Source organism: Aquisalimonas asiatica, from assembly GCF_900110585.1.
GTDB classification, from domain to species: Bacteria; Pseudomonadota; Gammaproteobacteria; order Nitrococcales; family Aquisalimonadaceae; genus Aquisalimonas; species Aquisalimonas asiatica.
Genome location: NZ_FOEG01000003.1, coordinates 248302 through 266039, shown reverse-complemented (window position 1 = coordinate 266039; position 17738 = coordinate 248302). Strand labels below are relative to the sequence as shown.

Sequence of the window (17738 nt, the reverse complement as noted above, 5' to 3'; positions counted from 1 at the left end):
CCTGTCGACTGCCGACAACGTATTGGCACCGGCGGGTGTCCTGCCAGTTCTGTAACCCGTGTCTGGAGGGGTGGGGCGGAGGCCTTTTCGCCCTTTCCAGCTCAACAGGGAGGGTTGAACCGTGCTGACCATTGAAGACTGCATCGCCATGTCCGACCTCACCGAAGAGGAAGTGGAGGCGATTGCCGAACACGAGCATCTGCCCATGATGGCAGCCCTGGAAATGGGCTGGTTCCTGGTGCAGACGCCGGAAGGAGAAGAGCGCGTCAGGATCATGATCGCCGACGATATCGCGGCGGCGGAGGCGCGTGAGGACTACGCCCGTGCGGCGCGTCTGAAACGAACGTTGCGCCGGTACGTGGAGGCGCACAATCACATCCAGCAGTAATCCCGACCCAGGTGTCTGCCGTGCTTGCAGCGGCCGGTGACCATCAGCCGGTTTCTCGGGCACGGCGCGCCGATCCCCTTCTGCACCCAATCCTCCCGTGACGCCCGTCACAACAGGTCTTCCCGTGTTCTCAGTCTAGTGTAACAGTGTCATGCCCGGGCATTGCGCACACAATTGCGGTCATTTACTGTATCCGAAATACTTGTTCTTGAAGAATAAGCTTGTATACAGTTGGTCACAAATGAGCTGCGCAAAGCAGCCGTTTCCATTCGTACCCACGTCACCGCAAGCGACGGCGGCCGGAGGAAGGAGGGGCACCCATGGCTTCAGTACCGGGGCATTATCCGTGGTTCAAGAAGGAGGATACCAACGCCTTCTTCGCACTGTTCCAGAACAATATCGCCAACTTCGTCATCATTGCCATCACCCTGCTGGGCTTCGGCTTTCCCGCGGACATCATCTTCGGCAAGGTGATTCCGGGCGCGGCCGTTGCGGTGCTGGTGGGCAACTTCTACTACGCCTGGTACGCCGCCAGGGTTGCCCGCAAGGAAGGGCGTACTGATGTCACGGCGCTATCCTACGGCATCAGCACGCCGATCATGTTCGTGTTCCTGTTCGGTGTGATCCTGCCCGCCTACGAATTCACCGGTGACGCCGAAATGGCATGGAAAATCGCCGTCGCCGCCTGCTTCTTCAGCGGTCTGGTGCAGGTGTGCATCAGCCTGCTCGGCGCCTGGGTGAAGCGCAACCTGCCGCGCGCCGCCATGCTCGGGGCGCTGGCCGGTGTGGCCCTGACCTTCATCGCCGGGCAGATGCTGTTCACCACCTTCGAGATGCCGGTGATCGGCATTCTGGTGCTGGGCATCATCATCGTCGGCATCGTCGGCCAGGTGCACATGCCGTTTCGTATCCCGGCGTCCCTGTTCGCCATCATCATCGGCACTGCGCTGGCGTACTTACTCGGGCAGGCCGAGGTGAGTTCCGTGGCCGAGGGCATGGAGCACTTCGGCTTCTATCCCATCCTGCCGGAGTTCACCTGGATCCAGGGCTTCACGTACCTGTTCGGTGCCATGGCCGGCCTGCTGACGGTGGTGTTGCCCATCACGCTCTACAACGCCATCGAGACCATGAACAACGTCGAGGCCATGGAGGCCGAGGGCGACCGCTACGACGTGCGCGAGTGCATGGCCGTGGACGGAGTCGGCACCATGCTGGGTTCTGTGTTCGGCGGCCCGTTCCCCACCACCGTGTACATCGCCTCGGTGGGTGCCAAGTGGATGAACGCCGGGCGTGGCTACAGCATTCTCAACGGCGTGGTCTATCTGTTTGCTGCCATGTTTGGCCTCATTGCCGCCCTGGCGGAGATCATCCCCACGGCGGTGGTGGCGCCGCTGCTGGTGTTCGTGGGGCTGTCCATGATTTCCACGGCATTCCGTGGCAGTGACATGCGCTACTTCCCGGCCATCGTGCTGGCCATGCTGCCCTACCTGGGCAACTACATTGCCACCAACTTCGGCAATGACGCCGCCGAGGTGATGGCCGGCGTGTCCGAGGGGATTGCTCCCATGGCCGAGGGCGCCATGTTCACCGGCATCATCCTGGGCGCGATTACCGTGTTCATCATCGACAAGGATTTCTTCCGCGCCACGATCTTCGCCGGTATCGCGGCGCTGCTGTCGTTCATCGGCATCATGCACGCCGAGGAGATGACCTTCATGGGCGCGCCTGACTTCGCCCTCGGGTATCTCATCCTGGCGGCCTTCTTCGCTTTCTACTGGCTCACCGGTTACGGGCTGGATGACGGCAACGGCCCGGCCGACGATGCCGTCGGCCCGCAGTCGCCGGGGCAGGATTAGGCCCGGATAAAGGGCCACCGGGAGGTGGCCCTGCCGGACGTAAAAAACCCCGCTTCGGCGGGGTTTTTTGTCCTGATGGTGGACCTGAAGGTCCACCCTACACGGGAAGGTCACGCCGGACACACCGGATGGACGGCGTGCGTATTGACGAGGGGAGGGGTGTAGGGTGGACCTTCAGGTCCACCAACCACGAGGCGGGATAATCGGGGTTACTCCCCGGCCACCTGCAGCAACTGCGCGGCGAGGCTGACGGCGATATGCCCCGGGGCCTTGCCGCCGATGCCGGGTAGGCCCACCGGGCAGGTGAGGCGCTCCTCTGCGGCCTGTCCGAGGCCGGCATCCCGTAACCGGTTCATGAACCGCCCGCGTTTGGTGGATGAGCCGATGGTGCCGATGAAGCCGAGATCGTCGCGCTGCAGGGCGGCCTTGAGGATCTCCAGATCGGTGTCGTGGCTGTGGGTCATGGCCACCAGCAGGGTCCCGGCCGGGAGTTCCGGCACCAGGCTGGCCGGGTCGTCGGGAGCGTGGGTGCGCACCTGCTCCGGCAGGTGTTCCGGGAACTGACCGTCACGGTTATCCACCCAGTGGATGCGGCAGGGAATGCCGGCCAGCACGTCCACCAGTGCGCGGCCCACGTGCCCCGCCCCGAAGATGGCGATGGTCAGGGGGGAGGGCAGAAACGGCTCGAACAGCAGCCGCATGCGCCCCCCGCAGGCCTGGTCCAGGGCGTCGTTGAGGGTGAAGTCCTCTTCCGACACGGTGGTGATCCCGCCACCGATCATCTCCCGGGCGCGCTCCTGGGCGATCAGCTCCACGGTGCCTCCGCCCAGAGTGCCGGTGGAGTCGTCCGTGGTGACCAGCATCTTCGCCCCGGACTCCCGGGGCGACGAGCCCTCCGTTCCCACCAGTGTGACCAGCACGCAGGGCACGTCGTCGGCCACGCAGCGGTTCATGGCGTCGAGCCAGGGTTTCACTCGTCCACCTCCTCGAGGCTGCCCGCCGGGGCCCTGGCATCGCGACCGAGCCCGCGGGCGTGCTCCATGGCCAGCAGCACCTTCTCGGGCGTTGCCGGGGCGTCCAGGCGGACCCGGGTGCCCTTCGGCGCGATGCTGTTCACCGCGTCCTTGAGGGCGTGGTAGACGCACATGGCCAACATCAGCGGGGGCTCACCCACGGCCTTGGAGCGGCGTACGGCCTTCTCCCGATTGTAGCCGGAGTCCAGCAGCCGCACGCGGAAGTCCACGGGCATGTCGCTGGCCGCCGGAATCTTGTAGGTGGACGGCGCGTGGGTGGTCAGGCTCCCCTTGTCGTTCCACACCAGCTCCTCGGTGGTCAGCCAGCCCATGCCCTGGACGAAGCCGCCCTCCACCTGCCCCAGATCGATGGCCGGGTTCAGTGACTTGCCGCAGTCGTGGAGGATGTCCGTGCGCACCACCCGGTATTCGCCGGTGAGCGTATCCACCAGCACTTCGGCGCAGGCGATGCCGTAAGCGAAGTAGTAGAACGGCCGGCCCTTGAGCGTGGCCTTGTCCACGTGAATCTTCGGGGTGGCGTAGAAGCCGGCTTCCGAGAGCTGGACGCGGTTCAGGTGCGCCCGCTGGCACAGCTCCGGGAAGGTGCAGATAGCATCCTCGCCGATGTAAACCTGCCCGTCGCGAAAGGCCACATCCTCGGCATCCACGTTCCACGTCTCGCTGACGAGCTTGGTCAGCCGCCCCTTGATGGCGCGCGCCGCATTCTGCGCCGCCATGCCGTTCAGGTCGGTGCCCGAGGAGGCCGCCGTGGCGGAGGTGTTAGGTACCTTGCCGGTGGTGGTGGCGGTGATGCGCACCCGCTCCAGGTCGATGCCGAACTCCTCGGCGACGATCTGCGCCACCTTGGTGTACAGCCCCTGGCCCATCTCCGTGCCGCCGTGGTTGAGCTGCACGCTGCCGTCGGTGTAGACCAGCACCAGCGCGCCGGCCTGGTTGAGGTGGGTGGTCGTGAACGAGATGCCGAACTTCACCGGCGTCACCGCCAGCCCCTTGCGCAGCACGCCGCCTTCGGCGTTGAACGCGTCCACGCGCCGGCGCCGCTCGGCGTATTCGGCGCTTTGCTCGATGTCGTCAAACAGCTCCGGGAGGATGTTGTCCTCCACGATCTGGTCGTAGGGCGTCTCGTTGCGCTCGTCGATACCGTAGAGATTGCGCCGGCGGACCTCGAAGGCGTCCAGCCCCAGGTGGCGGGCGATCTCGTCCATGACGTACTCGATGGCCATCATCCCCTGGGGGCCGCCGAAGCCGCGGAACGCGGTGTTGGACACGGTGTTGGTGTAACAGCGGTGCGAGACGATGCGCGTGTTCGGCAGGTAGTAGGCGTTGTCGGCGTGGTACATGGCGCGGTCGTTCACGGCGCCGGAGAGGTCTGCCGAGATGCCGCAGCGCGAGGCCAGCATGAAGTCCACGCCCTGGATGCGGCCGGTGTCGTCGAAGCCGACGTCGTAGCGCACCTTGAAGTCGTGGCGCTTGCCGGTCATCACCATGTCGTCATCCCGGTCCAGCCGCAGTTTTACCGGGCGCCCGGTGCGCTGGGCCAGCACCGCGGCGACGGCGGCGATGTGCGCGGGCTGGGTCTCCTTGCCGCCAAAGCCACCGCCCATGCGCCGCGTCTCGATAACCACGCCGTGGTCGGGGATGCCCAGCACGGCTGCCACCAGGTGCTGTACCTCCGAGGGGTGCTGGGTGGAGCTGTAGACCAGCATGTCGCCGTCTTCCTGGGGCACGGCCATGGCGATCTGACCTTCCAGGTAGAAGTGGTCCTGCCCGCCGATGCCGAACTCGCCGTCCAGCCGGTGGGCTGCCTGTGCCAGGGCCGAGTCGGTGTCGCCCTTGTCGAACCGTTTGGTGTCGAGCACGAACGACTCCTTCTCCAGCGCGTCGTCGATGCTGAGCACCGGTTCCAGCTCGTCATACTCCACCGTGGCCTGTTTCGCCGCCGTGATGGCGGTGTCCAGGTCCTCGGCGGCCACGGCGAACAGCGCCTGGCCCCAGTAGTTGATGGTGTCCTCGGCGAAGACGAGATCGCCCGGGAAGACCGGCCCCACGTCCCGTTTCGCCGGCAGGTCGTCGGCGGTCATGACCGCGGCGACGCCGGGCACCTCGCGGCAGGCGGAGACGTCCATGGCGGTGATGCGCGCATGGGCCGTGTTGCTCAGCCGGACGTAGGCGTGCAGCAGGTTGCGCGGCTCGGGGATGTCGTCGGTATACACCGCCTCGCCGGTGACGTGCTTGTGGGCACTGTCGTGGGGGTGCGGCTTGTGCACCGTGCGGCTGGCGTTGTCGAACTCGGGAAAGGTGCGCCCGTTCATGCCTGCGCCTCCTCATGGTCGAGCACCCGTGTCGGTGCCGGGTGATTCGTGGTCTCCAGGTGGCACTTGCGCAGCAGGTTCCTGGCCGTGAGCATGCGGTAGTCGGCGCTGGCCCGCATGTCGGACATGGGCTTGAATTCGGCCTCCAGTGCGGCGCCGGCGGCGGCCACGGAGGCCTCGCTCCAGGGCTGACCGCGCAGTGCCGCTTCCGTCTGCACGGCCCGGGCGGGAATGGCCGCCATGCCGCCGAAGCCGATGCGCACGTCCTGCACCGTGTCGCCGTCCAGCCGCAGGTTGAGCGCCGCGCACACCGCGGAGATGTCCTGGTCGAAGCGCTTCGAGAGCTTGTAGCAGCGCAGCTGCCAGCCCGCTGCCGGTTTCGGAACGCGGATGCGCTCGACGAACTCGCCCGCGGCCATGGCCGTCTTGCGGTAGTCCAGAAAGAACTGGTCGATGGGCAGGGTGCGCCGGCCGCTGCCCTGGCGCAGGACGAGTTCGGCGTTCAGGGCGATCAGCACCGGCATGGAGTCGCCGATGGGGGAGGCGTTGGCGATGTTGCCGCCCAGGGTGCCGGAGTTGCGGATCTGCACCGAGGCGAAGCGCCGGAGCAGCTCGCCGAAGTCCGGGTAGTGCCGGCCGATCAGGTCCATGGCGTCGGTGTGGGTGACGGCGGCGCCGATGTCGATCCAGTCGTCATCCTCGCGCACGGTCTTCATCTCGTCCACGTCGCCGGTGTAGAGCAGGGTATCGAGCTTGCGATGCTGCTTGGTGACCCACAGCCCCACGTCGGTGCCGCCGGCCAGAATGGTGGCATCCGGCAGGCCCGCCAGCAGGTCCGCCAGGGCATCCGTGGTGCGGGGCGCGTAGTAATCGCGCCCGGAGCCGGTGACGTGCAGCGTGGCGTCGCCGCGCAGGGCGGTCAGACGTTGCGCGGTGTCCGCTTCATGGGCGCTGAAGGCATCACCATTGCCCAGGTCGTACATGTGCTCGGCGGCGTCGAGAATGGGGCGGTAGCCGGTGCAGCGGCAGAGGTTGCCGGCGAGCACGTCCTGGATACGCTGGCGGCTGGGCCGGTCCTCGTTGTGGTACATGGCGAACATGGACATCACGAAGCCCGGGGTGCAGAACCCGCACTGGGAGCCGTGGCACTCCACCAGCGCCTGCTGCGCCGGGTGCAGGGCGCCATCGGGCTGGCGCAGGTGCTCCACGGTGATGAGCTGCTTGCCGTGCAGGGCCGGCAGGAACAGGATGCAGCCGTTGACGGCACGGTACCGCATGCGGCCGTCGGCGGCGGGTTCGCCCACCACCACAGTGCAGGCGCCGCAGTCGCCCTCGGCGCAGCCTTCCTTGGTGCCGGGCTGCGCCGCGCGGGTGCGCAGCCACTGCAGCACCGTCATGTTCGGGTCGGCGTCGCGGATGGCCCGTTCATCGGTGCCGAGCAGGAAGCGGATCGGATCTGACATGGGGGTTTCCTCGCACTTCAATGCATTATAGCGCCTGCCCGGGGTGAACCCGGGCAGGCCCTAGTTCCGTTCGTGGACGATGCGGCCGCCCACGTAGGTGGTCTCGATATGGCGGTCGTCGCCCAGCATCAGCAGGGCGAACAGGCTCTCTTCCAGGGTCGCCGGGGCGGTGCGCCGCGCCGTGAGCGGCGTGGCGGCCGGGTCCACGACGATGATGTCCGCCTCCTTGTCCGCGTCCAGGCTGCCCACCCGGTCGGCGATATCCAGCGCCTCGGCGCTACCGCGGGTGGCCAGGTGCAGCAGGCTGGCGGCGGACAGCGGCGTGCCGTTCAGGCACGACACCTTGTACGCCTCGCTGGCGGTGCGGAACATGCTGAAACTGCTGCCACCGCCCACGTCCGTGGCCAGGCCCACGCGGATACCCGTGGCGCGGGCGTCCCGGTACTCCAGCAGGCCGCTGCCCAGGAAGGTGTTCGACGTGGGCGAGAAGGCGATGGCGGCGCCGGTATCCGCCATGCGCCGGCGGTCGGCGTCATCCAGGTAGATGCAGTGGGCGAACACGGAACGCTCGCGCACCAGGCCGTACTGGTCGTACACGTCCATGTAGCTCCGCGCCCAGGGGAACAGTTCGCTGACCCAGGCCACCTCGTTGCGGTTCTCCGCCAGGTGCGTGTGCAAGTAGGCGTCCGGGAATTCACGGGCCAGCTCCGCCGTTCTGCGCAGCTGCTCGTCGCTGGAGGTTGGCGCAAACCGCGGGGTGATGGCGTAGCGCAGGCGGTCCACGCCGTGCCAGCGCTCCAGCAGCTCGCGGGAGTCGCGGTAGCCGCTCTCGGGGGTGTCCTGAATGGCCTCCGGGCAGTTGCGGTCCATCATCACCTTGCCTGCAATCAGCCGCATGCCCTGGCGCCGGGCCGCCTCGAATATGGCGTCGGCCGAATGGGCGTGCACCGTGCCCAGCACGTTGGCACTGGTGGTGCCGTTGCGAAACAGCTCCTGCAGGAAGAAATCCGCCGTCTCCCGGGCCACGTCGGGGTCGGCAAAGCTTGCCTCCGCCGGGAAGGTATAGCGCTCCAGCCACTCCAGCAGCTGGGAGCCGAAGCTGGCGATGATGTCCGTCTGCGGGTAGTGGATATGGCTGTCGATGAAGCCAGGCAGCAGCCAGCGGCCGCTGTAGTCGTGTACAGGCAGATGCGCCCGGTCGCCGGTCAGCACGTCCGCGGCCGGGCCGCGCGCGGTGACGCGGCCGCCTTCGATGATCAGTGCCCCGTCCTCGATGACACGCAGGGTCTCATTGCCCACCGCGGTACCGGCGACGGCGTCGCAGTCGATGAGGGTGCCGCGCAGGGCGTACGGGTTGTGGCTTGCGGTGTTCATGACTCTCCCGTTGCTCCCACGGTTTGCGGCACTCACAGTGTTGACTGCCGCAAACCGCACAGGGTTTCTGTATACAAGTTCCGTTCCAGTGTTACACCGTTGCCAGCATCAGTACACACAATGCTGCAACGACCAGCATGGCCGGTTTCACGTCGCTGATGCGGCCGGTGAGTACCTTGATCACCACGTAGCTGAGAAAGCCGTAGGCGATGCCCATGGTGATGGAGTACGTCAGCGGCATCAGAATCACCGCCAGGAACGCCGGAATGGCCTCGTCGTAGCGCTCCCACTCCACCTTCTTCACCGGCGCCAGCATGAACAGGCCCACCAGCACCAGCACCGTGGAGGTGGCAATGGCCGGAACCAGCTCCAGCAGCGGCGACAGGAACAGGAACGGCAGGAACAGGAACGGCAGGAACAGGAGCGCAATGGTCACGGCCACCAGCCCGGTCCGGCCGCCCTGGGCCACGCCGGCCCCGGACTCGATGAACGTCTGCGCCGCGCTGGTGCCGAGCGGGGCGGCAATGATCGATGAGAAGGCATCCACGGACATGGACTGCTTCAGGTTACGCGGGTTGCCGTCCTTGTCCTTGAGCCCGGCCGCTTCGGACAACCCCATGAAGCAGGACAGGGCGTCGAAGAAGTTGGTGAACAGCATCACGAAGATGAACGGCCAGAAGGCGTAGTTCAGCGCGCCGATGACGTCCACCTGGAACATGAAACTGAAGTCCGGGCCGGCGACCAGGCCGTCCCAGACAACGGCCGTGTCTTCCCCCCAGGCGCGACCGAGCGGAATGGCCAGCAGCGTGGTGGCGATGATCCCGAGCACCAATGCTCCCGGCATCTTGCGCGCGACGAACACCCCGGTCAGCGCCAGCCCGGCAAGAAAGGTCAGGACGGGCGGGCCGAGATCCGCCATGCTCACCAGCGTTGCCGGGTCGCTGACGATGAAGCCGGCGTTCTTCAGCCCGATAAAGGTGATGAACAGGCCGATGCCGCAGGTGATGGCGTAGCGCATGTTCGCCGGGATGGCGTCGACAATGATCTGGCGTACGTTGAACACCGCCAGGATCACGAAGATCACCCCCGACCAGAACACGCAGCCCAGTGCGATCTCCAGCGGCACGCCGGCGCCCTCCACCAGGGTATAGGTGAACAGCGCGTTCATGCCCATGCCGGGCGCGATGAGAATCGGGTTGCGGGCGTACAGCCCCATGGCAAGGCTGCCCAGGAAGCTGATGATGACCGTGGCCGTGAGCCCCGCGGAGAAGGGAATGCCGGCGTCACTGAGAATGGTCGGGTTGACGACGATGATGTACATGCCGGCGAGGAACGTGGCGATGCCCGCCATGATCTCGGTGCGGACCGTGGTGCCGTTCTCGGTCAGGCCGAAAAAAGTGTCCAGCCCGCCCTGTGCCGGTCGACCGTCCGCGGCCGTCTGTGTTGCGCTATCCGGGGAACTCATGGCTCTCCTCCGAGGTATTGTCTGTCTTCGGTTCGCATCGTTCACAGTCGATGCTTTTAATTGTGTACTAAATTGTCATAAAAGCATGTATACACAGGCACAGGCAACCCCTTTACAACGACGGTTTGGCATGACCGACGAGCGGTTTTTGCCGCCGGATCACAGGGGTGGTACGGGGTGGTTTCCGAGGGGGCGTCCGGTGCAGGCACGCGGTTGCGACCGGCCAGGGGCCGGTATACAAGGGAGGTGGGAAACAGGCGGCACGTCCCTGTGCCAAGGGGAAGGGTGTTTCCGGGTGTTACAGGTCGATCCGTACTGCGGTGCCGGCTTCCACGGCGCGCTCCAAGGCCACCCGCGCCACGGCGAGGTCCTGCAGGCCGACGCCGGTGCCGTCGAACACGGTGATGGCCTCGGCACTGCGGCGGAAGCTGCCGGGCTCGCCAATGACGCCGCCGACGGGCCGGATGGCATCCCGGTGGATGTGCCCCTGAGCCACCGCGTGCTGGCACTCGCCGATGGTGGCGGCCTGGGTCGGGTCGTCTGTGAACACCTCGGCGCTGGCGAGGATGGCCGGGTCGATCTCCTGCTTGCCGGCGGTGTCCGTGCCCATGCACGCGATGTGTGTGCCGGGGCGGATCTGCTCCCTGGTGAGCAGGGGTTCGAAGCAGGAAGTGATGGTGATGATCACGTCCGCCTGCTCACACAGGGTGTCCCGGTCCACCGCCTCGAAGGGCAGGCCCATGGCCTGGGCCGCCTCGCGCAGGCTTTCCAGCCGTTCCGGGCTGCGGTTCCAGGCCACCACCCGCTCGATGGGGCGCTGCTCCACGGCGGCACGGAGCTGGAAGGGCGCCTGGTGGCCGGCGCCGACGATGCCCAGGGTCTTCGCATCCGGGCGTGCCAGGTGCTGGATGGAGACGGCACTGGCCGCTGCCGTGCGCACGGCGGTGAGATAGTTGCCGCCCACCAGGGCACGGGGCTGGCCGGTGTCCGGGTCGAACAGCAGCACGGTGGACTGGTGGTTGGTCAGCCCCCGGGCCGCGTTGCCGGGCCAGTAGCCGCCGGATTTCACGCCCAGCGCCATGTGGTCGCGATCGAACCCGGACTTGAAGCCGTACAGGGCGTCGGCATGGCCGATGGCCTCGCGGACCACGGGGAAGTTCCAGGCCTGCCCCGTGGCCATGGCGGCGAAGACGGATTCCACCGCGGTAAAGGCGTCGGCACGGCTCACCGCCGCCTTTACCGCCTTTTCGGATACAATCTGCATGGTCTCGCTCCTTGCCGTTACAGGCACATGCCGCGGCCAGTAATGGGCCACAGGCACTCCACGCGACCGTTGCGCACGCCCACGTACCAGTCGTAGATGTTGACCGTCGGGTCGCAGTGGCCGGGCACCAGCTTGAGCTTCTCGCCCAGGCGCAGGACGTTGTCCTGGTCCTTGATGACGCCGTGCTCGTCCGAGGCGCCGATGTACTCGATGTCGTCCCGCCCGAACACCACTGCCACGCCGGAGTCCACGCTCTGGGCCTTGAGGCCGGCGTCGCAGATCGCCTTGTCCGCCTTGGTCTTGCTCATCACCGTGGAGTAGATGAACAGGCTGTTCTCGAAGTCGTCGATGTGGCGGCCGTCCTGCATCTTGATGCGTTGGTAGTCGGCGTCCATGAAGACGTAGGAGCCGCACTGGAGCTCGTTGTAGACGCCGCTCTCGCCCTCGAAGGTGTAGGTGCCGGTGCCGGCCCCGGCAACGATGTCGCAGGCCAGGTCTTCGGCTTCGAGCAGTTCCACGGTGTGCTTCACCGCGGCAATGGCCTCGTCGATCCTGCCCTTGCGCTCGTCAAAGTCGTGCACGTGCTGCGCCTTGCCCTGATAGGCCTGCAGGCCGGCAAAGCGCAGCCCCTCGGAGGCGGCAATGCGCTTGGCCAGGGGCACCGCGGCTTCGCCGGGGGCCACGCCACAGCGGCCGGCGCCCACGTCCACCTCAACCAGCACCTCGATGGGGGCCTTGTAACGCAGGGCGGCGGCGTTGATCTGGTCGATGTTGTCCATGTCGTCCACGCACACCAGCACGCGTGCCTGGCGGGCGAGGGCAGCCAGACGGTCGATCATGGCGGGCTGGATGACCTGGTTCGAGACCAGCACGTCGCGCACGCCGCCGTTGACCATGGCCTCGGCCTCGCTGACCTTCTGGCAGCACACGCCCACCGCGCCGTGGGCGATCTGGTCCAGGGCGATGTTGGGGGACTTGTGCGTCTTGGCGTGCGCCCGGTGGCGCAGCCCCTGGCCGTTGATGTAGTTCGCCATCCGTTCGACGTTGCGTTCGTAGGCGTCCAGATCCACCAGCAGGCAGGGGGTGAGAACGTCTTCAACAGGGGTGCCCACGAGGGCGGGGACATTGGTGCTCATGGCGTTTCTCCTCTTCCTTATGGGGATGCCGCGGGGCTCACTTCGCGAGCCAGGGCAGCTTGTACATGTCCACGTTGCCGCCGGTGAGGATCACGCCCACCCGCTGGCCGCGGAATACGTCGGGGTTCTTGAGAATGGCGGCCACCGCAACCGCGCTGGAGGGCTCGATGACGATCTTCATGCGCTCCCATACCAGCCGCATGGCGTCGATGATCTCCTCCTCGGTGGTCAGCAGGATGTCGGTGACGTAGCTGGAGACGAAGTGCCAGCTCAGGTCGCGCAGAGAGACCTTGAGCCCGTCGGCAACGGTGTCCGGGGCGTCGTCCTCGATGATGTGGCCCGCCTTGAAGGAGCGGTAGGCGTCGTCCGCGTTCTTCGGTTCGGCGGCGTAGATGCGCGTATCCGGCGCGATGCTGGAGAGGGTCAGCGACGTGCCGCTGATCATGCCGCCGCCACCGATGGGTGCGACCACGGCATCCAGGGGGCCGGCGTCCTCGTTCAGCTCCAGTGAGCAGGTGGCCTGGCCGGCGATGACGCGGTGGTCGTTGTACGGGTGCACGAAGTTGGCACCGGTACGCTCCACCAGGTCGTTCAGCGTCCGCTCGCGCGCCTCCAGGCTGGGCTTGCAGGTGATGATCTCGCCGCCGTAGCCCTCCACCGCGCGCATCTTCGCGCGGCTCGCCGTCTCGGGCATGATCACGGTGCCCGGGATGCCGCGGCAGCCGGCGGCGCGGCTCAGCGACAGGGCGTGGTTGCCGGAGGAGTGCGTGGCCACGCCGCGGGCGGCTTCCTCGTCCGTGAGGCTGAACACCGCGTTGGTGGCGCCGCGCACCTTGAACGCCCCCGCTTTCTGCAGGTTCTCGCACTTGAACAACAGCCGGGCGCCGCTCATGCGGTCCAGCGTCTCGCTGGTGAGCACCGGCGTGCGGTGGATCCACGGCTTGATACGCTCGTGGGCAACCCTGGCATCGTCGAAACTGGGTATGTACATGGCTGGCAACTCCCTGGTTGTCGCCCGTGGACGGGCCCGGATCAGGCGGTCTTGCGCTGGGCCACCGCGCTGTTCGCCCGGTAGTACTCCTGAGCTGCGGCCACGCCGCTGCCCAGCTCGATGGGGTAGCCCAGGTCCTTCATGGCCATCTCGGCGGTGGCGATGCCGGACAGGGCCATGACGTCGCTCATCTGTCCCAGGTGGCCGATCCGGAACAGCTGCCCTGCGACCTGGCCAAGGCCGATGCCGAAGCTCACGCCGTAGGTCTCGTTGGCATAGTTGACCAGCTCGGTGCTGTCGAACCCGTCCGGGACCATGATCGCGGTGACCGTGTCGGAGTTGAGCTCCGGGTGCCGCGCACAGACTTCCATGCCCCAGGCGGCCACGGCGCGGCGGACCCCTTCGGCGATGCGGAAGTGGCGGGCATGAACGTTGTCCAGGCCTTCGGCAAGCAGCATGTTCACGCTCTCGCGCAGCCCTTCGATGAGGCCGATGGCCGGGGTGTAGGGGTAAGAGCCCTTGCCGCCGGCGGCGAGCATGTCGCGCAGGTCGAAGTAGCAACGTGGCAGCTGCGCCGTCTCCATGGCCGCCTGGGCCTTCGGGCTGGCGGCGACGATGGCGAGCCCGGTGGCGAGCATGAAGCCCTTCTGGGAGCCGGCCACCGCCATGTCCACGCCCCAGTCGTCCATGCGGAATTCCATGGAGCCGATGGAGCTGACGCCGTCGACGAACAGCATGGCCGGGTGGTCCGCTGCATCCATGGCCTCGCGCACGGCGCCCACGTCGCTGCGCACGCCGGTGGCCGTCTCGTTGTGGACGCTGAGCACCGCCTTGATGCGGTGATCGGTGTCCGCCGCCAGCGCGTCGCGATAGGCGGCGATGGGGGCGCCTTCACCCCACCCGCAGTCGATCACCTTCACGTCCAGGCCGTGGCGTTCGCATAGATCGATCCAGCGGTGGGAGAACATGCCGTAGCGCGCCGCCAGGACCGTATCGCCGGGGGAGAGGGTGTTGGTGATGGCCGTCTCCCAGCCGCCGGTGCCGCTGGCGGTGAATACGGCCACGTCGCCCCGGGTGGTGCCGAAGGGCTGCTTGAGGTCCTGCAGCAGCGGCACGAACATGCGGCCGAACTCCGGCGAGCGGTGATCCCAGGTGGGCACGCTCATCGCCTTGCGCAGGCGCTCCGGGATATTCGTCGGCCCCGGGATGAATACGGGGTTCTGGTTTTCCATGACGTCTCCTCCGATCTGTTTCTGACTCCATGTTAGAGGAATGGAAAAGATTTCCAATTTTTTCGGAAAACTATTTCAATAAAGCAAGAAAATGAGTAGAGTGTTGAACCAACGAGAAAAACGCGTTTTTCGGGGCCGCGCTGCTGATGGTCCGCGAAAAATCCCGTTCCACATGAAAGGGGGACATGACCATGGCTGACGATCGGGAACGCCGACGCAAGCGCGGCCGTCCGCGAAGCGACCGGCCACAGGACGCCACCGGCACGGTGCAGGCCCTGGATCGCGGCCTGCGCCTGTTGGCGCTGCTGGCCGAGCAGGACGAGATGACCCTGACCGAAATCGGACTGGATGCCGGTATCGCCCCGACCACCGCCTACCGCCTGCTGGTCACCCTGCAGCAGCGCGACATGGTGACCTTCGACGAGGAGGCGCAGACCTGGTCCATCGGCGTGGAGACATTCCGCATCGGCAGTGCCTTCCTGCGCCGGACCAACTACCTGGAGGCCGGGCGCCCGGTCATGCGACGGCTCATGGAAGCCAGCGGCGAGACTTCCAACATGGCCATCCAGGACGGCAGCGACGTGGTGTTCGTGTCCCAGATCGAGACCCACAAGCCGATCCGCGCGTTCTTCCGCCCGGGGACCCGTGGTCACATGCACGCCTCCGGTATTGGCAAGGCGCTGCTGGCCGAGCGCAGCGAGCAGGACGTGCGCGCCATCATCACGGAAAAGGGGCTGCCGGCGTTCACGGACACTACGCTGACCACGGCGGATGCGCTGTTCGCGGATCTGGCGCGAACCCGCGAGCGGGGCTGGGCCGTGGACGACGAGGAGAGCACCACCGGCATGCGCTGCCTGGCAGCACCGGTCTTCAACGAGTACGGTGAGGCGATCGCGGGCATCTCCATCTCCGGGCTGGCCGTACGACTGCCGGACACGGTGCTGGATACGCTCGGCCCGCTGGTGCGGGACGCCGCGGACGAGGTGACCGACAACATCGGCGGGCTGCTGCCCGCGCGCATGGCAACAGACTGAACGGGAGAGCTGCTGTGATCAGAGGACGAACAATCGGGGCCGGTGCGGCCATGCTTGCAGCCCTCGGGCTGGCGGCCTGTGCAGGCCAGGACCGTGGCGACAGCGTCACGGCCGACGAGGAGAGTCAGCGGCAGGCGCCCCTGTCCGTGGATGAAGAGCGGGTACAGACGGCTGCCGGTGAGACCCTGGCGGAGCGCGCCAGTATCCCGTCGCAGATCAACGTGGACGCGGACGCGTCCTTCGGCGCGTCGGAGCGCATTCTCGATGCCGCCCTGTCCGCCGATGGCGAGTGGCTGGCGGTGACCACCTCCGGCGCCGCCCACGGCGCTGGCTGGCTGAAGTCACTGGAGGAGGGCCACTGGTACCCGGCGGCGTTCCAGTACGGCGGCTCCGTGGGGCTGTGGCAGTGGAGTGATGAAAGCCGCTACGTGGCGTTCATTCTGGAAGGGCCGGCAGAAGGCCAGACCATCAGCATCGTTGACCGTAATGGCCTGGATGAGACGGTGAAAACCACGGCATTGCCGGTGGACCGCTGCGTCGCCGATGACGACGCCCAGCAGACGGAGCGGCCGCCGTACCAGGAGCCCCTGGTCTGGTACGACGGCCGGCTGTTGCTGGAGGTGGAAAGCCGCCGGTATCTGTTCGATCCGGCGGCCGGTGCCTGTCAGCCCGTGGGCTGACTCAGGCGCCCCAGATGAAGTAGATCAGGCAGACCACCGACAGCACGTACACCAGCGGGTGCACTTCTTTCGCGCGCCCGCAGCAGATCATGGTGATCGGGTAGAGCACGAAGCCCATGGCAAGCCCGGTGGCAATGCTGAACGTCAGCGGCATGGCGACCACGGTCACGAACGCCGGGATGGCGAACTCCGGCGCCTTCCAGTCGATATTGCCCAGCGCGGATGCCATGAGCACGCCGACGATGATCAGTGCCGGGGCCGTGAGCTCCGGGTGCTCCAGGAAAATCTCCAGCAGCGGCGAGAAGAACAGGCTGATCAGGAACAGCGCCGCCACCACCAGCGAGGTGAACCCGGTGCGTCCGCCTGCTGACACGCCCGCCGCCGACTCGATATAGGCCGTGGTGGTGGAGGTGCCGAGCACCGCGCCCACCACCGTGGCCGTGGAGTCGGCGCCCATGGCGCGGCTGGCCCGCGGCAGCTTGTTGTCCTTGATGAAGCCCGCCTGGTTCGCCACCGCCATCAGCGTGCCGGCGGTGTCGAAGATGTCCACGAACAGGAAGGTGAACACCACCAGCCAGAGCTCCGGTGCCAGCAGAATATCCGGCAGGTGAACGATGGCCACGCCGAAGGTGGGCGCAAGGCTCGGGATCGAGTCCACGATGGCTTCGGGCGGTGCTACGAAGCCGATGAGCATGCCGAGGACCGAGGTGATGATAATGCCGTAGAACACCGCGCCGTTCAGGCGGCGGACCAGGAGCGCGGCGGTAATGATGACCCCGGCAATGGCGAGCAACGGCGCCGGTTCACCGAGATCGCCGAGAGTGACCAGCGTTGCTTCGTACTCCACCACGATCTCGGCGTTCTGCAGGCCGATGAAGGCGATGAACAGCCCGATGCCCGCGCCCGCCGCCATCTTCAGCTGCAGCGGGATGGCGTTGATCATCTTCTCCCGCACCTTGCTGAGGGTCAGGATCAGGAAGAGGATGCCGGAGACCAGCACCCCGGCCAGCGCGGTTTCCCACGGAACGTCCATTCCCAGTACAACGGTGTATACAAAAAACGCGTTCAGCCCCATACCGGGTGCCAGCGCGATGGGATAGTTGGCCCACAGGCCCATGATGATGCACGCCAGTGCCGCGGACAGGGCGGTGGCGACGAATACCGCGCCCGAGTCCATACCGGCGACCGACAGGATGGATGCGTTGACGAAGAGGATGTAGGCCATGGCCAGGAATGTGGTGACCCCCGCCACCGTCTCCTGGCGCCAGTTGCTGCCCTGTTCCGTGAAACCGAACTGTTTATCCAGCCATTGATTCATGTGTGCCCCCGCAGTGTGTGGATCATGCCCCCGGCCCTGAGTGTAGCCAGACGCTGTACCGACTTCCTGTGTGCACAAATCGGGCCACGATCGTTCACAAACTGACGCTCAGCTTCAGCCAGCGATTGCGCGGGAGGGGGCGGCCCGGGAGCACGGGGATGGTGCCGCATCCTGGTGCATCCGCACCAGCA

14 protein-coding genes are annotated in these 17738 nt (G+C 66.5%); 4 read left to right on the top strand and 10 right to left on the bottom strand.

Going from position 1 to position 17738, the window contains the following annotated elements; translation table 11 throughout:
- The first annotated feature begins 121 nt into the window (after positions 1-121).
- Both BMZ02_RS09055 and BMZ02_RS09050 read left to right on the top strand, forming a co-directional pair.
- Complete coding sequence (locus BMZ02_RS09055; protein ID WP_091642505.1) at positions 122-388, top strand: hypothetical protein; 267 nt, start codon at positions 122-124, stop codon at positions 386-388.
- A gap of 320 nt (positions 389-708) precedes the next feature.
- The gene (locus BMZ02_RS09050) at positions 709-2244 is read left to right on the top strand and encodes a solute carrier family 23 protein (RefSeq protein WP_091642503.1); all 1536 of its coding nucleotides are present in this window, start codon (positions 709-711) and stop codon (positions 2242-2244) included.
- A 209-nt stretch (positions 2245-2453) separates the two neighbouring features.
- Here the strand turns inward: BMZ02_RS09050 and xdhC are convergent, their stop codons facing one another.
- The 9 genes from xdhC to bhcA all read right to left on the bottom strand — a co-directional run bounded on the left by xdhC (position 2454) and on the right by bhcA (position 14515).
- Entirely contained in the window at positions 2454-3218 is a 765-nt protein-coding gene (gene xdhC / locus BMZ02_RS09045) for a xanthine dehydrogenase accessory protein XdhC (RefSeq protein ID WP_091642500.1), read from the bottom strand.
- A complete protein-coding gene (xdhB, locus tag BMZ02_RS09040; protein WP_091642498.1) occupies positions 3215-5590 on the bottom strand; it encodes a xanthine dehydrogenase molybdopterin binding subunit in 2376 nt (791 codons plus the stop codon). Before xdhB ends, xdhC begins: the two co-directional genes overlap by 4 nt.
- A complete protein-coding gene (xdhA, locus tag BMZ02_RS09035) occupies positions 5587-7053 on the bottom strand; it encodes a xanthine dehydrogenase small subunit (protein WP_091642496.1) in 1467 nt (488 codons plus the stop codon). The genes xdhB and xdhA overlap by 4 nt, the downstream gene beginning before the upstream one ends.
- Positions 7054-7113: 60 nt before the next feature.
- A complete protein-coding gene (gene guaD / locus BMZ02_RS09030; protein ID WP_091642494.1) occupies positions 7114-8427 on the bottom strand; it encodes a guanine deaminase in 1314 nt (437 codons plus the stop codon).
- A 91-nt stretch (positions 8428-8518) separates the two neighbouring features.
- Complete coding sequence (locus BMZ02_RS09025) at positions 8519-9892, bottom strand: NCS2 family permease (RefSeq protein WP_091642492.1); 1374 nt, start codon at positions 9890-9892, stop codon at positions 8519-8521.
- Positions 9893-10190: 298 nt separating this feature from the next.
- Positions 10191-11156, bottom strand: coding sequence for an iminosuccinate reductase BhcD (bhcD, locus tag BMZ02_RS09020; protein WP_091642489.1), 966 nt, complete (start codon positions 11154-11156; stop codon positions 10191-10193).
- A 17-nt stretch (positions 11157-11173) separates the two neighbouring features.
- On the bottom strand, positions 11174-12292 hold the full coding sequence (locus BMZ02_RS09015; protein WP_091642486.1) for a DSD1 family PLP-dependent enzyme: 1119 nt from the start codon (positions 12290-12292) through the stop codon (positions 11174-11176).
- Between the two features lie 37 nt (positions 12293-12329).
- Positions 12330-13283: a beta-hydroxyaspartate dehydratase BhcB gene (bhcB, locus tag BMZ02_RS09010; protein ID WP_091642483.1), complete on the bottom strand. Its 954-nt coding sequence runs from the start codon at positions 13281-13283 to the stop codon at positions 12330-12332.
- Between the two features lie 41 nt (positions 13284-13324).
- Positions 13325-14515, bottom strand: coding sequence for an L-aspartate--glyoxylate aminotransferase BhcA (gene bhcA / locus BMZ02_RS09005; RefSeq protein WP_091642481.1), 1191 nt, complete (start codon positions 14513-14515; stop codon positions 13325-13327).
- Positions 14516-14706: 191 nt separating this feature from the next.
- On the opposite strand from bhcA, the gene bhcR reads away from it, so the two are divergent.
- Both bhcR and BMZ02_RS08995 read left to right on the top strand, forming a co-directional pair.
- Positions 14707-15549: an HTH-type transcriptional regulator BhcR gene (gene bhcR, locus BMZ02_RS09000; RefSeq protein ID WP_216110773.1), complete on the top strand. Its 843-nt coding sequence runs from the start codon at positions 14707-14709 to the stop codon at positions 15547-15549.
- A 50-nt stretch (positions 15550-15599) separates the two neighbouring features.
- Positions 15600-16229 carry a hypothetical protein gene (locus BMZ02_RS08995; RefSeq protein WP_091642475.1) on the top strand — a complete coding sequence of 210 codons (630 nt, stop codon included), beginning with the start codon at positions 15600-15602 and terminating at the stop codon, positions 16227-16229.
- A 1-nt stretch (position 16230) separates the two neighbouring features.
- On the opposite strand, the gene BMZ02_RS08990 is transcribed toward BMZ02_RS08995, so the two are convergent.
- Entirely contained in the window at positions 16231-17547 is a 1317-nt protein-coding gene (locus tag BMZ02_RS08990) for an NCS2 family permease (protein ID WP_245753994.1), read from the bottom strand.
- Positions 17548-17738 lie beyond the last annotated feature (191 nt).

Bases quoted from the DNA above. Each gene is read 5' to 3' on its own strand.
- bhcB (WP_091642483.1), bottom strand. From the start codon at position 13,283: ATGTACATACCCAGTTTCGACGATGCCAGGGTTGCCCACGAGCGTATC.
- bhcA (WP_091642481.1), bottom strand. From the start codon at position 14,515: ATGGAAAACCAGAACCCCGTATTCATCCCGGGGCCGACGAATATCCCG.
- BMZ02_RS08995 (WP_091642475.1), top strand. From the start codon at position 15,600: ATGCTTGCAGCCCTCGGGCTGGCGGCCTGTGCAGGCCAGGACCGTGGC.
- BMZ02_RS09025 (WP_091642492.1), bottom strand. From the start codon at position 9,892: ATGAGTTCCCCGGATAGCGCAACACAGACGGCCGCGGACGGTCGACCG.
- xdhB (WP_091642498.1), bottom strand. From the start codon at position 5,590: ATGAACGGGCGCACCTTTCCCGAGTTCGACAACGCCAGCCGCACGGTG.
- BMZ02_RS08990 (WP_245753994.1), bottom strand. From the start codon at position 17,547: ATGAATCAATGGCTGGATAAACAGTTCGGTTTCACGGAACAGGGCAGC.
- xdhA (WP_091642496.1), bottom strand. From the start codon at position 7,053: ATGTCAGATCCGATCCGCTTCCTGCTCGGCACCGATGAACGGGCCATC.
- guaD (WP_091642494.1), bottom strand. From the start codon at position 8,427: ATGAACACCGCAAGCCACAACCCGTACGCCCTGCGCGGCACCCTCATC.
- bhcR (WP_216110773.1), top strand. From the start codon at position 14,707: ATGGCTGACGATCGGGAACGCCGACGCAAGCGCGGCCGTCCGCGAAGC.
- bhcD (WP_091642489.1), bottom strand. From the start codon at position 11,156: ATGCAGATTGTATCCGAAAAGGCGGTAAAGGCGGCGGTGAGCCGTGCC.
- BMZ02_RS09015 (WP_091642486.1), bottom strand. From the start codon at position 12,292: ATGAGCACCAATGTCCCCGCCCTCGTGGGCACCCCTGTTGAAGACGTT.
- BMZ02_RS09050 (WP_091642503.1), top strand. From the start codon at position 709: ATGGCTTCAGTACCGGGGCATTATCCGTGGTTCAAGAAGGAGGATACC.